Annotated in this window: 14 protein-coding genes and 1 riboswitch; all 14 genes read right to left on the bottom strand. The window is 65.5% G+C overall.

All coding sequences use genetic code 11. From position 1 onward, the window contains the following. Positions 1 to 2 precede the first annotated feature (2 nt). On the bottom strand, positions 3 to 1457 hold the full coding sequence (locus tag GCN74_RS16285; RefSeq protein WP_152257656.1) for a cobyric acid synthase: 1455 nt from the start codon (positions 1455 to 1457) through the stop codon (positions 3 to 5). Further along, complete coding sequence (locus GCN74_RS16280) at positions 1454 to 2260, bottom strand: ABC transporter substrate-binding protein (RefSeq protein ID WP_152257655.1); 807 nt, start codon at positions 2258 to 2260, stop codon at positions 1454 to 1456. Before GCN74_RS16280 ends, GCN74_RS16285 begins: the two co-directional genes overlap by 4 nt. Next, complete coding sequence (locus GCN74_RS16275) at positions 2257 to 3168, bottom strand: cobalamin-binding protein (RefSeq protein WP_152257654.1); 912 nt, start codon at positions 3166 to 3168, stop codon at positions 2257 to 2259. Before GCN74_RS16275 ends, GCN74_RS16280 begins: the two co-directional genes overlap by 4 nt. Then, positions 3165 to 4151, bottom strand: coding sequence for a threonine-phosphate decarboxylase CobD (cobD, locus tag GCN74_RS16270; RefSeq protein WP_152257653.1), 987 nt, complete (start codon positions 4149 to 4151; stop codon positions 3165 to 3167). Before cobD ends, GCN74_RS16275 begins: the two co-directional genes overlap by 4 nt. Next, positions 4144 to 5097, bottom strand: coding sequence for an adenosylcobinamide-phosphate synthase CbiB (gene cbiB, locus GCN74_RS16265; protein ID WP_152257652.1), 954 nt, complete (start codon positions 5095 to 5097; stop codon positions 4144 to 4146). Before cbiB ends, cobD begins: the two co-directional genes overlap by 8 nt. Beyond that, entirely contained in the window at positions 5091 to 5657 is a 567-nt protein-coding gene (cobU, locus tag GCN74_RS16260) for a bifunctional adenosylcobinamide kinase/adenosylcobinamide-phosphate guanylyltransferase (protein ID WP_152257651.1), read from the bottom strand. The genes cbiB and cobU overlap by 7 nt, the downstream gene beginning before the upstream one ends. 7 nt (positions 5658 to 5664) lie before the next feature. Then, complete coding sequence (gene cobO / locus GCN74_RS16255; RefSeq protein ID WP_152257650.1) at positions 5665 to 6297, bottom strand: cob(I)yrinic acid a,c-diamide adenosyltransferase; 633 nt, start codon at positions 6295 to 6297, stop codon at positions 5665 to 5667. Position 6298: 1 nt separating this feature from the next. Then, positions 6299 to 7066 (bottom strand): ABC transporter ATP-binding protein, encoded by a 768-nt coding sequence (locus GCN74_RS16250; RefSeq protein ID WP_152257649.1) that lies wholly within the window; start codon positions 7064 to 7066, stop codon positions 6299 to 6301. Positions 7067 to 7073: 7 nt separating this feature from the next. Further along, positions 7074 to 8099, bottom strand: a complete 1026-nt coding sequence (locus GCN74_RS16245; RefSeq protein WP_152257648.1) for a FecCD family ABC transporter permease — start codon at positions 8097 to 8099, stop codon at positions 7074 to 7076. A 131-nt stretch (positions 8100 to 8230) separates the two neighbouring features. Next, complete coding sequence (locus GCN74_RS16240; protein ID WP_193317116.1) at positions 8231 to 10225, bottom strand: TonB-dependent receptor; 1995 nt, start codon at positions 10223 to 10225, stop codon at positions 8231 to 8233. Positions 10226 to 10307: 82 nt separating this feature from the next. Continuing rightward, positions 10308 to 10550, bottom strand: a riboswitch (cobalamin riboswitch). Between the two features lie 44 nt (positions 10551 to 10594). Next, positions 10595 to 11149, bottom strand: coding sequence for a histidine phosphatase family protein (locus GCN74_RS16235; protein WP_152257647.1), 555 nt, complete (start codon positions 11147 to 11149; stop codon positions 10595 to 10597). Between the two features lie 6 nt (positions 11150 to 11155). Beyond that, positions 11156 to 11962, bottom strand: a complete 807-nt coding sequence (locus tag GCN74_RS16230) for an adenosylcobinamide-GDP ribazoletransferase (protein WP_152257646.1) — start codon at positions 11960 to 11962, stop codon at positions 11156 to 11158. Between the two features lie 4 nt (positions 11963 to 11966). Beyond that, positions 11967 to 13007, bottom strand: a complete 1041-nt coding sequence (gene cobT, locus GCN74_RS16225; RefSeq protein ID WP_152257645.1) for a nicotinate-nucleotide--dimethylbenzimidazole phosphoribosyltransferase — start codon at positions 13005 to 13007, stop codon at positions 11967 to 11969. Positions 13008 to 13109: 102 nt separating this feature from the next. Further along, on the bottom strand, positions 13110 to 13321 hold a 212-nt coding region (locus GCN74_RS29320; RefSeq protein ID WP_226939079.1), incomplete at its 5' end, for a hypothetical protein.

The following is a 13321-nucleotide window of genomic DNA, read 5'->3' as shown; positions in this document are numbered from 1 at the left end:
GCCTAGCGCGGCAGCGCGTCGAGCGCCGCCAGCAGCGGCAGCGCCGCGTCGGCGATGCGCTCCAGGCTGGCCTCGCGCAGGGCGGCGGTGTTCACCGTGCGGCCGCAGTCCAGCCCCGCCCAGCGCAGCAGGGCCGCACACGCGGCGGGCGTGTCGAACAGGCCGTGCAGATAGCTGCCGAGGATTTGCCCGTCGCCCGACACCGCCCCTTCCGGCCGCCCGTCGATCGTAAACGCCGGCTGCTGCAGGGCGGCTCCATGCGAGACGCCCATGTGGATTTCATAGCCAGCCACGGGCACGCCGGCCGCGCCGGCAAAGGTGCAGTGCCCGGCCACCTGCTGCAGGCGCTTGTCCGCCGTCAGTTCCGTCGCCATGTCGAGCAATCCCAGCGCGATGGACTCTCCCGCCGCGCCTTCCACGCCCAGCGGATCGCGCACGCACTGCCCCAGCATCTGGAAGCCGCCGCAGATGCCGATCACCTTGCCGCCGTAGCGCAGGTGTTTTGCCAGGTAGGCGGGCCAGCCCTGCTGCTGCAGCCAGGCCAGGTCGCCCCGCGTGTTCTTGCTGCCGGGCAGGATCACCAGGTCGGCAGGCGGAATCGGCTGCCCCTGCTTGATGAAGCACAAGTCGATATCGGGGTGGGCGCGCAGCGCGTCGAGATCCGTGTGGTTGCTGATGCGCGGCAGTTGCGGCACCACCACCTTGAAGGCGCCCCGTTCGGCCTGCATGGCTTCGACGGCGTCTTCCGCATCGAGGAACAGGCCTTGCAGGTAGGGCAGCACGGCCAGCACGGGCTTGCCCGTCTGCTGTTCCAGCCACTCGATGCCGGGAGCCAGCAGCGAGATGTCGCCGCGGAAGCGGTTGATGACGAAGCCGAGGATGCGCGCCCGTTCGCTGTCGGACAGGCAGGCCAGGGTGCCGATGATGTGGGCAAAGACGCCGCCCCGGTCGATGTCGGCCACCAGGATCACGGGGCAGTCGACGGCTTCCGCAAAGCCCATGTTGGCGATGTCGCGCGCGCGCAGGTTCACTTCTGCCGGACTGCCCGCGCCTTCGACGACGACGGCGTCGTACTGCTGGCGCAAGCGCGTGTAGGATTCCAGCACGGCGCCCATGGCGATGCTCTTGTATTGCTGGTAGTCGCGCGCATCCATCTCGGCGCGCACCTTGCCATGGATGATCACCTGCGCGCCCGTGTTCGACGACGGTTTCAGCAGCACCGGATTCATGTCCGTGTGCGGCGCAATGCCGCAGGCCAGCGCCTGCAGGGCTTGCGCGCGGCCGATCTCGCCGCCGTCGCTCGTCACGGCGCTGTTCAAGGCCATGTTCTGCGGCTTGAATGGCGCGACCGTCACGCCGCGCCGTTTCAACAGGCGGCACAGGGCCGCGACGACGGTGCTCTTGCCCGCGTCCGAGGTCGTGCCCTGCACCATCAGGGCGGGGAAGGGAGTGCTCATGGCTGGCGCTCCTGCCTGTCTTGCCACTGCGCGACGATGTCGCTGATCTGGCGCAAGCCCTCCGTGATGGCGGCCGGGCCGGGAGACAGAATGTCGGGCGATTTGATCTCGAACAGCATCTGGTTCTGTACGGCGGGGATCGCATCCCAGCCCGGGCGTGCCGTCAGCTGCGCCGGCTGGAACTTCTTGCCGCACCAGGTGGCGATGATGATGTCGGGCGCGCGCCGCACCACGGCCAGAGGATCGGCGATGATGCGCTCCTTTGCCCCCGGATGCGCGGACAGCTCGGGAAAGGCGTCCGTGCCGCCGGCGATGCCGATCAATTCGGCCGCCCAGCCGATGCCGCTCATCAGAGGATCATTCCACTCTTCAAAGTAAATCACGGGCTTGCGCGTCCAGGAGGCGGCGCGCGCTTGCGCGGCGGCGATGTCCGCGCGCAGGCTGGCGATCAGTGCGCGTCCCGCTTCCTCGCGCTGCACCAGCGCGGCCAGCACGCCGATCATGCGCAGGATGCCCTCCACCGTGCGCTGGTTGAACTGGTGTACCTCGACGCCGGCCTTGACCAGGTCGCGGCAGATATCGGCCTGCATGTCGCAAAAGCCGATCACGAGGTCGGGCTTGACGGCCAGGATGCGCTCCAGGCTGGAAGATGAAAAACCGCTGATCCTGGTTTTTTCCTCGCGCGCGCGGGGCGGCCTTACGGTGAAGCCGGAAATGCCCGCGATGACGTCGTCCGCGCCCAGCGCATACAGCGTCTCCACGGCTTCCGTCGACAGGCAGGCGATGCGCTGGTAATGGCTCATGGCGCGGCCTTTGCCGCCGGCGCGGTGCGGCGCTGGCGGGCCACTTCCACTTGCTCGCACATGGCGGCCGTGCCCTCGATCATGCGCGGACCGGCGCGGTTCAGCAGGTCGCCATTCAGGCGGAACAGATTATTCCGGCGCACGGCCGTCAGCGACGGGAAGGCGCGCCACATGGCCAGGCCGCCTTCGCTGCGCGGATCGCTTTTTTCGCTGGTGCCGAAAATGGCTTCCGGGTCTTCCTGCAGCACGCCTTCCGGCGTGACGACGGGCGCCACCACCTTCATCGCGGCAAAGATATTCTGCGCGCCGCACAGGCGCATGGAATCGCTGATGATGCTCGCGCCGCTGAGGGTGTACAGGGGCTTGTCCCACACCTGGTAAAACACGCGCACGGGCGGACGCTGCGCGTATTGCGTCGTCAGGCTGGCCAGTTTGGCGCGCAGCTGGGCGGCGGCCGGCTTGGCGACGTTTTCCGTTCCCATCAGCCGGCCCAGGCGCTCCATGCTGTCGGGGATATCGGACAGCTTGCGCGGTTCGCTGTGATAGATGGGCACCTTCAGCTGGCGCAGCATGGCGATCTGGCGCTCGGCGCTGCCATGCATCCACACGACGATGAGGTCCGGCTTCATGGCGATGATGCGCTCCATGTCGTACTGGCGGTTGTCGCCCACCTGCGGCAGCTTCTTCGCCGCTTCCGGGTAGTCGCTGTAGCTGACGACGCCGGCGATCCTGTCGCCGCCACCGGCCGCGAACAGCAGCTCCGTCACGTGCGGCGCCAGCGCCAGGATGCGCTGCGCCGGTTTTTGCACGGTGACGGTATTGCCGTCGTCGTCGCGCACGGTGATGGCGGCCTGCGCGTGCAGCGAGACCAGTCCGGCCAGCAGCAGTGCGGTTTTCAAGTGGTTCATATGTGCTTCCATGCGGTGAGGGCCTGCTGCAGGCGCAGCCAGGCGGGTTCGTCGGGGGGCAGGCCCAGGCGGATGCCGTGGGCGGCGTGGCGGAACAGGCGCACCCAGATGCCCGATTCCGCCATGTGGCGCCAGAATGCCTCGGCGCGTTCTTCCGGCCACCATTGAAACAGCGCCGTGCCGCTGCTGGCGATGCCGTGCGCGGCCAATAGCTGGCGCAGGCGCGTGCCTTCGCCGCGCAGGCGCTCGCGCATCGCTGCCTGCCAGTGCGTATCGCGCAAGGCGGCCAGCGCCACGTGCTGCGCCGGGCCGCTGACGGTCCATGGGCCCAGCAGGTCGGCCAGCTGTGCCAGCAGCACGGGATGGGCGGCGACAAAGCCCAGGCGCAGTCCCGCCAGGCCAAAGAATTTGCCGACGGAGCGCAGCACGACGAGTCCCGGCCGGGCAGAGTGGGAGCCCAGGCTGGCGCGCGCTTCCGTGTCGCCAAACGCTTCATCGACCACCAGCCAGCCGCCGCGCGCGGCCAGCCTGTCCGCCCACTCCAGCAGCAGCTCGGGCGCGATGCGCTCCCCGGTGGGATTGTTCGGGTTGCAGATCACCAGCACGTCGCAGTGGTCGACCGCATCGGCCAGCTGCGCATACGGCACTTGCCGCAACTGGTGGCCATGCTGGCCCCAGTGGTGTGCATGTTCCGCATACGACGGTGCGGCCACCACCACGCGCGAGGGCGCGCGCAGCCGGGGCAGGGCCTGGATGGCCGCCTGCGTGCCCGCCACGGGCAGCATGGCCGGCGCGTCGTAGTGGGCGCAGGCGGCAGCGGCCAGCGCGGGATCGGCTTCCGGCAGCCGGTGCCAGGCGTTGGCGCCGGGTGCTGGCGCCGCATACCAGTGGGGGTTGATGCCGGTCGACAGGTCGATCCAGTCTTCCAGCGGCCTGCCGTATTCGCGCGCGGCGTCGCGCAGGTTGCCGCCATGTTCAAGCAAGGTATTTCCCCTTCAGGTAGAACAGGCCCGCCAGCAACGCCATCCAGATCAGCCACAGCACGGCGGTTTCAGCCACCAGGCGCCAGGCACGGTCGATGTCGCGGGCGTCGGCCGGGCGGCCGTTGCCCAGCGGCGGACGGCGTTCCAGCTCGCCGTCGTAGATGGCGTCGCCGCCGAGTGCCAGGCCCAGGGCGCCGGCGCCGCTGGCCATCACGGGCCCCGCATTCGGGCTGCCCCAGTTGGGGGCCTGGCTGCGCCAGCAGTGCCAGGCGCGCCGCTTGTCGGCCATGGTCTTGCCCAGCAAGACATAGGACAGGGCCGTCAGGCGCGCCGGCAGATAATTGAGGATGTCGTCGATGCGCGCGGCGCAGCAGCCGAACCAGTCGTAGCGTTCGTTGCGGTAGCCCCACATGGCGTCCAGCGTATTGGCCAGCCGGAACAGCACGGCGCCGGGCCCGCCCGCCACGGCAAACCAGAACAGGGTGCCGAAGACGGCGTCGTTGCCGTTTTCCAGCAAGGACTCCGTGCTGGCCTTGGCCAGGCCGGCCGCGTCGGCATTCGCCGTGTCGCGGCTGACGATGCGCGCCGTCAGCAGGCGCGCGTTGTCCAGGTCGTCGATGGCCAGGGCGTCGGCGATGGGCTGGTTATGGTCGCGCAGGCTGCGCAGGCCCAGGCACAGGTACAGCAGGAAAACGTGGAGGGCGGCGCCCGCCAGCCCGCACAGCCGGTAGGCGGCATAGCTGATGGGCAGCACGGCCAATGACCAGGCCAGCGCGCCGCGCAGAAAACGTCCGCGGCCCCGGTTCAGCAGGCGTTCCAGCGCGCTGGCGAGGCGGCCGAAGCCCACCAGCGGATGCCAGCGGCGCGTCTCGCCCAGCAGGATGTCGAGCAGCACGCCGGCCGTCATCAAGGCGGCCAGCATGGGCAGCGACAGGCCGCTCAGCATGGGCCGCCTTTCAGATGCAGCGGCAGGCCGGCGGCGACCAACACGGCCCTGTCGCAGATGGCCGCCACGGCCTGGTTCAGGCGGCCCGCTTCGTCGGTGAAGCAGCGCGAGATGGCGCCGTACGGCACGATGCCCATGCCCACTTCATTCGATACCAGGACAAGGTCGCAGCCGCTTTCCTCGATTTCAGCCAGCGCATACAGCAGATGCGCGCGCTCGCTGTGGAACAGCTCGGGCAGGGCGATGTCGCCCACGTCCGGATAGGTCTCGCCGGTGGAAAACATCAGGTTCGTCAGCCACAGGGTCAGGCAGTCGACCAGCAGCAGGCGGCCCGGGTGCGCCTGCCGCAGGATGGCGTCGCCCAGGCGCAGCGGCTCTTCCACGGTGGTCCACCCGGCCGGGCGCTGTACCCGGTGATGCGCGATGCGCGTGGCCATCTCGCTGTCGCCGGCCTGCGCGGTGGCGATGTAGATGACTTCCTTGCCGGACGCCCGCGCCAGCTGCTCGGCGTAGGCGCTCTTGCCGGATCGGGCGCCGCCGAAGACCAGGGTGCGCGTCATGGCGCTGTTACCACTCGGTGCCGAGTTGCGCGCCGATGCCGGCCGCATACGCATGCTTGACGACGGCCATTTCCGTGACGGTGTCGGCGATGGCGATCAGTTCGTCCGGCGCGCCGCGGCCCGTGATGACCACGTGCTGCATGGCCGGGCGTTCCAGCAGGTCGGCGATGACCTTGTGCACGTCGAGGTATTTGTATTTGAGGGCGATATTGAGTTCGTCGAACAGCACCAGGCCGTAGCTGGGGTCGGCCAGAAAGGTCTTTGCCTGTTCCCATGCCAGTTCGGCCTTTTCGATGTCGCGTTCGCGGTTCTGCGTTTCCCAGGTATAGCCTTCGCCCATCGCATGAAAACTGATTTCGTCGGGGAAGCGGCGCAGGAATTTTTCTTCGCCCGTCGACATGGCGCCCTTGATGAACTGCACCACGCCCACTTTCATGCCGTGGCCCATGGCGCGGATGGCCATGCCGAAGCCGCTTGAGCTCTTGCCCTTGCCATTGCCCGTGTTGACGATGATGATGCCGATTTCCTTGTCGGCCTTGGCGATGGCCGCATCGATGATGGCTTTCTTGCGCTCCATGCGCACGCGGTGGCGCTCGTTGATGGCGGCGGTGTCCGCGTCGATGTTCTTGTTGTCGCTCATGTCAGTCCTCTTTCGGTATGAATATCTTGCGTTTGCCGTGATCGATGATCTCGATAGGGTGGCCCAGGTAGTCGCCCAGGGTGGATGCCTGCATCACCTCTGCCACGGGACCGGCCAGCCAGCCGCCGTCGCCCATCAGCAGCAGCGCGTGGGTCGAGACGCTGTGCGCCAGGTTCAGGTCATGTCCCACCATGACCACGGTTTTCTGCTGCTCGCGGCACAGCTTCGATAACAGGCCCATGACGCTGACCTGGTGCGCCAGGTCCAGCGCATTGGCCGGCTCGTCCAGCAGCAGCAAGGGCGTGTCCTGCGCCAGCATGGCGGCGATGGCCACGCGCTGGCGTTCGCCGCCGGACAGGCTGCGCACGTCGCGCTCGGCCAGGTGTTCCACTTCCATCGACACCAGCGCCGCCAGGGCGATGCGCTGGTCGTCGCTGCCTTCCCAGTAATGGTTGTCGTGATATGGATGGCGCGCCGACAGCACCGTTTCGATGACGCGGTACGAAAATGCGTCATGCCGCGCCTGCGCCAGGAACGCGCGCTCGCGGGCCAGTTCTTCCAGCGGCCAGTCGACCAGGGCGCGGCCCTGTATCGTCACGTGGCCCGCATCCGGTTCGCGCAAGCCGGCCAGGGCGCGCAGCAGGGTGCTTTTTCCCGCGCCATTGCGGCCGATCACGCTCCAGCATTCGCCATCCCTGATTTGCCAGGTGAGGTTTTCCACGAGGGAGCGTGGGCCTGCTTTCAGGCCCAGTTGGTAGGTGCGTATCATGCTCGTTTCATCTCCTGCGCAATCGATGGAGCTGGTACAGGAAGACGGGCGCGCCTATCATGGCCGTGACCACGCCGACGGGCAGCTGCAACGGCGCCAGCACGGTGCGCGCCAAAGTATCGGCCAGCACGAGGAAGGTGCCGCCGGCCAGTGCGGCGGCCGGTATCAGCAGGCGATGATCGGGGCCGCAGGCAAAGCGCAGCGCATGCGGCACGATGAGGCCCACGAAACCCACGCTGCCGGCGCTGGTGACGGCGCTGGCCGTAAGCAGGCCGGAACAGAAGAACAGGCCTTTGCGCAGGGCGCCCACGCGTACGCCCAGGGTGCTGGCCGCTTCCGCGTGCAGCGCCATGATGTTCAGCGAGCGCGCGCAGCGCAAGGCGAAGACCAGGGCGCCGGCCAGCACCAGCCAGGGCATCAGCCGCGCGGGCGCGCCGGACAGGTCGCCGATCATCCAGAACACCATGCTGCGCAAGCGGCTTTCCGGGGCGATGGACAGCATCAGGGTGACGATGGCCATGCAGGCCGAGGCCAGGATCACGCCCGTCAATAGTAATAAAGAAGCGCTACCTTCGGCCGCCGTGCCGCCGCGCAGGTCGCGGCGGGCAAAGAAATACAGCAGCATGGACACGCCGACGGCGCCGGCAAAGGCCGCCGCGTCGACTACCCACAGCGCGCACATGAACAGCAGCGCGGCCAGCGCGCCGACGGAGGCGCCGGCGGAAACGCCCAGCACATACGGGTCGGCCAGGGGATTGCGCAGCAGCGCCTGCATCATCAGGCCGGCCAGCGACAGTGCTGCGCCGGTGACAAAGGCGGTCAGCGCGCGGCCCAGGCGCAGGTCGAGCAAGGTGGCGGCGAGGGTATCGGTCTTGCCCTGCACGACATGGAACAGGGCGGAAGGCAGGTCGGCGAGCGGAATCGCGATCGAACCGATCATGCCGGAGAAAATCAGGCTGGCAACGGCGCACACGATCAGCACCGTGAGGATGACGGTGGCGCGGTGGCGCATATTGCGGAAAAATGGGTGCATGTACTGCCTTAGGTGAAACGGGAGCGGTGCAAGTGACTGCGGACTTCCTCAGATGCGTTGGTGGGGCGTATACGAAAAATGGCCCGCATGCGATTGCGCGTACGGGCCATTGTAATCAACTCCTGGCCGCTTTAGAAATCGTAGCGTGCCGACAGTTTCATCTGCCGGCCATTGCTAGGATAGATACCACCTTTGCAGCTGAAGGCGTTGGTGAAGTACTGCTTGTCCGTCAGGTTCAAGGCATTGACAGCCACTTCCCAGGCGCCGAACTTGCGAGCATAGCGGGCGTCGAAGGTGGTGAACGACGGGATCTTGGCAGAGCAGGTATTGGCAAAATCGCTGCCATAGCGCTGGCTGTCCACCCATTGCGCGCCGAAGTCGGCGCTCTGGCCATCTTTCGGCACCCACGACAGGCGGGCCGACAGGGTGTTTTTCGGGATCAGGGTCAGTTCCTTGCCCGAATTGACGCCTTCGCTGAAGGTGGCCTTCACGTGCTGGTAGTGGCCGCTGATGCGCCAGTCAGCAGCGACATTCGTGCTGGCATCGAGTTCGAAGCCCTGGTGCTTGGTCGGGTCCAGATTGGTGTTGGCGCCACCGCCAAATTGACCTGCTGTCGGATCGTAATAGATCTCGTTGGTCAGCTTGTGGCGGAAGACGCGGGCATCGAGCTTGACGATACTGTTGTTATAGGACGCACCGAGTTCGAGATCATGCGAGGTCTGGCCTTGCAAAGGTTTGTTTTCTACCGGTGTGTAGCCGTTTTCATCAGCGTTTGCCACGCGGTAGCTCTGGCCAGCCTTGGCATACAGATTTACCTGGGGTATGACGTCGAAGCTGCCCTGAACATCCCAGGCATTGAAATTCTGCTTGATTTTGTAGGTGGCTGTGGTGAACGGTACCGGATCGACGGAGTCCTTGTCGAACGTTTCGTGGCGCACGCCAGCGGCGACGCGGAAGTTTTGCGGGCCAGCGAATTTCAGCTCATCGCGTACATAGAATGCCTGCGATTTCTGCTTTGCCTTGGCTTGGGAGTACGAAGCGTCGACCGCCAGGTCCCACTTGATGAAGTCGGCGCCAGCGACGATTTCATTGAGCATGCCGTCGAATTGGCCCAGGTGGCGCAAACGCGGCGAGAACTGGTTCTGCTTGGTTTTACGTTCCGATGCGGATGGACCGAAGCTGCTGAAATAGGTCGACTTGGCCGTCTTTTCGCGGTGCGACAGTTCGGCTGCCAGGTCTACGGCACCCAGGCGGCCTTCGGCGAAGGCGGTGTAGCGGTCGCTGTCGACTGAACCGAAATCTTTCGGAGTCTTTGCCTGACGTGGGTTGTCTTCAAATTGGGCCAATGTGATCGAGCCAGGGAGGCGGCTGTCCTGACGCGTGCTGTCGATACGCACACCTGCGCGGACATTCTTGTCCTGCCATTGCGCGCCGCCGCCGAAGTTGGTCTGCTTGTATTCGTTATTGTCGCGATAGTTGTCGGTTTCCTGCTTGCCGACAGCGGCGTCGAGGGTGACGTTATTCCAGGTCTGGGCTACGGAGCCGCGCACTTCGCGCTGGCCCAGTTGGCCGACTTCGGCAAAGACGGTACCGCGGCCTGCCCGCTTGCCTGGACGCTTGGTGACGATGTTGATCACGCCGCCCGTGGCGCCGTCGCCGTACAGGACGCTGCTGCCGCCGCGCGTGATTTCGATGCGTTCGACGCTATCGATGGGGATGCTGGCCAGGACGGGATCGGTCAGTTCATTTTCCGACAGGCGCACGCCGTCGAGGACCACGACCGTGTTCTGGCTGGCGGTAGCGCCGAAGCCGCGCAGATCGAGGGTGAAGTCAGGGCTGCCGGTGAGGCTTTGACGGCCATAGACGCCGCCGATCTTGCGGATGGCCTGGTTCACATCGCTGATGCCTGCGCGGCGGATTTCATCGGCCGTGATGACGGTGGCGCCGATCGGTTGCAATGCCGGGTCGCTGTTGAAGCGGGAGCCGGTGACGACGATCTGGTCTAGCGTGTTGTTTGCGGTTTGCGCGAATGCTGGAGCGGCGGCGATGAAGCACAGGGAAATTGCGGAAACCAGGGCGCGCGGCGCCATTGCCGGCGCGCGGCGGTGTAATACGGGAGCAGTCATGATATCGTTTTCTTCGGAAAAAGCACCCGGCTCGCGTCCCCGCAAGCCAGATTCAACGGAAGGCGCGGCGCCCGGCAAGGCCCGCACTTCCACCTGTCCTGGCCGGTATCCGGGCTGGCAAGTAGGGCTATCCCACCTTCCCATGCTCGAAGATTGCAAGCACAGTGGTTGTCAGAGATAGCTTGTCGCCCGCTTCCTGTGGGGAGGGGCGACACTTGCTTACCGTTGCGGGGGCAGCACACGCTCGCCGCGGTCGCGGCATCGTGTTTCCCGTTTAACTGCGCTCATGGACATGAACGCGGGCACCAAAACCCCGCCATTATACGTGCAGCAGGCATGGACTGACATGGTCGGCTGGACAATTCAATATCAGAAATCGACGACGACAGTCGCACCGTAGGCGATTTTATGGGCGGAATTGGCGGCCAGCAGGGCGGTTTCCTCCAATGGCAGCCCCGCTTGCAATGCGCAGAGCAGGCGGATGGTGCCCGCATGGCAGATGATGACGGCTGTTTCGTGTTGTTCGCGCAACAAATCGCCCAGAAACGCATCGACGCGGGCGGCCATCGCCAGCACATTTTCACCGCCGCCGGGGCGGTAGTGGGCCAGGCCGGCCGCCCAGGCATCGATGTCTTCACGTGCAATCGCGTGCCAGGGTTGCATTTCCCAAGTGCCGAAATCCATTTCGGCCAGCCGCGCGTCGAAACGCAGGGCGCTCGAGGGCAAGTCCTGCGCCAGTGCCGTCGCCAGTTCGGCGCAGCGGCGCAGGGGACTGGCATACAGGGGCACATGCGGCGGCAGGGTCGTTTGCAGGCTGGCGCGCACGGTGGTCAGCGCGTGCGGCGTTACCGCCACGTCGCTGCGGCCATAGCAGGTGCCGCTGCTCACTTGGGGCGCGGGGTGGCGGACGAGGATCAGGCGCATGCTGGTTTAATAGAAGCGCACGGGAGGCTGGAAGCTGGAGAGGATGGCCAGGTAAATCGCCACTTCCGCCACTTGCTGCACGGCGCCCAGGCAGTCGCCCGTGTAGCCTTGCAGGCGGCGCTGGCATTTGCGGCCCAGCCAGAATGCGCAGGCGGCCGCCGCCACGATGGCAAAGGCCAGCGCACCCCAGTCGAGTATCCCCAGCACGCCGCAGGCGACGGCGGGCAGCAGGCCGCAGACGGCGGCGATGATGAATTCACCCGTGCGCATTTCCTGCGCCATGGGTTTGGACTTGCCTTCGTCGCGCGCGTAATCCATGAACCGGATCAGCGAGACGGCGGCCAGGCGCGAGAGCGGATGGGCGATGCACAGTGTCGCCACGATGACGGCGGGCGGCAGCGCAACCAGCGCCGCGCATTTGATGGCCAGCAGGCAGACGATGCCGATAGCGCCATAGGCGCCGATGCGCGAATCCTTCATGATCTCGAGCACGCGCTCGCGCGTCAAGCCGCCGCCGAAGCCGTCGCACATATCGGCGAAACCATCTTCATGGAAGGCGCCCGTCAGGTAAATGCCGGCGGCGACGGCCAGCAGCACGGCCACTGGCGACGGCAGCAGCCAGCTGGCCAGCACATACACGGCGCCGCAGATGGCCGCCACCACCACACCCACCAGGGGAAAGTAGCGCGAGGCATGCTGCAGCCAGGCTGGCTCGAATCCCACCCAGCGGGGGATGGGCAGGCGCGTGAAAAATTGCAGCGCGATGAAAAAGAGACGGCACTGGTGGATTGCTGCGGCAAAGGGATTGGCCATGGTCTTAGTCTGGCGTGGACTTTTCGCTGACCTGGGCCGAGGCGAAGGTGGCCATCTCGCGCATGAAATTGACGGCCGCGTGCAGCAGCGGCAAAGCCAGCGCGGAACCCGTGCCTTCGCCCAGGCGCAGGTCCAGTTGCAGCAGCGGCCGCGCATCCAGGCTGGCCAGCAGCTGGCGGTGGCCGTTCTCATCGGAGCAGTGCGAAAACACGCAGTAGTCGAGGATGGCCGGCTGCAAACGGGCCGCCACCAGCAGGGCGCTGCTGACGATGAAGCCATCGATCAGCAGGACCATGCGCCGTTCGGCTGCTTTGAGCATGGCGCCGGCCATCATGGCGATCTCGAAACCGCCAAAGGTGGCCAGCACATCGAGCGGCTCATTGGCTGCCGCATGATGGGCGACAGCCGCTTCGATCACCTGCTGCTTATGTCGTATGCCTTCTTTCGAGAGGCCCGTGCCGGCACCGACGCAATCGGCGACGGGCGTACCGGTCAGCTTGTGCATCAGTGCGGCGGCAGCCGTGGTATTGCCGATGCCCATTTCGCCAAAACCCAGCACGTTGCCGTCTAAGGTGGCGACCAGATCCATCCCGGCCTGCATGGCGGCCAGGCATTGCTCCTGGCTCATGGCGGGGTCCGTGGCAAAGTTGCGTGTGCCAGGGCCTTGCTTGCGGTCGAGCAGGCCGTCGCGCGCACCGAAGTCGTGGTTCACGCCCGCGTCTACTATATAGAGGGCGCAATCGGCCTGGCGGGCGAAGACATTGATGGCGGCGCCGTTGCCGAGGAAGTTTTCCACCATTTGCCAGGTCACGCTTTGTGGATAGGCGGAAATGCCTTCGGCGACGACGCCATGGTCGGCCGCAAAAACGATGATGGCAGGCTGGTGCAGCGCCAGTTGCGTGCTTTGCTGGATCAGGCCGATCTGGCGGGCCAGGGTTTCCAGCATGCCGAGGCTGCCCAATGGCTTGGTCTTGCTATTGATGGCATGTTCGAGTGCGCTGGTCAGGGCGGGATTGGCGGTGGGGGAGATGTGTGGGATAGGCATGGGAATCTATGTGGATGAGGCAGAGTGTGGTCGGCGCTACGATATCACACAGCAATATTTGCCCAACTGCAAAATAGCGCTTGCGGGGCGTGCGGGGCACGGCTATAATTCGCCCCCTCGCTGAACGATGCATGCAAATGCCGAGTAAAACGAGAGAAAAAGAAGGAGTTGACGATTGTGCTGAAATGCTTCATACTCTTCCTTCTTCGCAGCTGACAAACACAACGCTTTGTCGATAGCGCGAAAGCAGTAAATAAGCAGTACCGAATACAGTTCTTTAACAATTAACAGTCGATAAGTGTGGGCATTTGATG

Origin of the sequence: Janthinobacterium sp. FT14W (assembly GCF_009208755.1) — a bacterium.
GTDB classification, from domain to species: domain Bacteria; phylum Pseudomonadota; class Gammaproteobacteria; order Burkholderiales; family Burkholderiaceae_D; genus Janthinobacterium; species Janthinobacterium violaceinigrum.
Note: the sequence above shows the minus strand (reverse complement) of the source record. Positions and strands in the feature narration are given on the sequence as shown.

Coding starts and splice junctions, on each gene's coding strand:
- GCN74_RS16275 (WP_152257654.1), bottom strand. CDS start 3,168: ATGAACCACTTGAAAACCGCACTGCTGCTGGCCGGACTGGTCTCGCTG.
- cobO (WP_152257650.1), bottom strand. CDS start 6,297: ATGAGCGACAACAAGAACATCGACGCGGACACCGCCGCCATCAACGAG.
- GCN74_RS16280 (WP_152257655.1), bottom strand. CDS start 2,260: ATGAGCCATTACCAGCGCATCGCCTGCCTGTCGACGGAAGCCGTGGAG.
- cobT (WP_152257645.1), bottom strand. CDS start 13,007: ATGCCTATCCCACACATCTCCCCCACCGCCAATCCCGCCCTGACCAGC.
- GCN74_RS16245 (WP_152257648.1), bottom strand. CDS start 8,099: ATGCACCCATTTTTCCGCAATATGCGCCACCGCGCCACCGTCATCCTC.
- cobU (WP_152257651.1), bottom strand. CDS start 5,657: ATGACGCGCACCCTGGTCTTCGGCGGCGCCCGATCCGGCAAGAGCGCC.
- GCN74_RS16240 (WP_193317116.1), bottom strand. CDS start 10,225: ATGACTGCTCCCGTATTACACCGCCGCGCGCCGGCAATGGCGCCGCGC.
- GCN74_RS16230 (WP_152257646.1), bottom strand. CDS start 11,962: ATGGCCAATCCCTTTGCCGCAGCAATCCACCAGTGCCGTCTCTTTTTC.
- GCN74_RS16235 (WP_152257647.1), bottom strand. CDS start 11,149: ATGCGCCTGATCCTCGTCCGCCACCCCGCGCCCCAAGTGAGCAGCGGC.
- GCN74_RS16285 (WP_152257656.1), bottom strand. CDS start 1,457: ATGAGCACTCCCTTCCCCGCCCTGATGGTGCAGGGCACGACCTCGGAC.
- GCN74_RS16250 (WP_152257649.1), bottom strand. CDS start 7,066: ATGATACGCACCTACCAACTGGGCCTGAAAGCAGGCCCACGCTCCCTC.
- cbiB (WP_152257652.1), bottom strand. CDS start 5,097: ATGCTGAGCGGCCTGTCGCTGCCCATGCTGGCCGCCTTGATGACGGCC.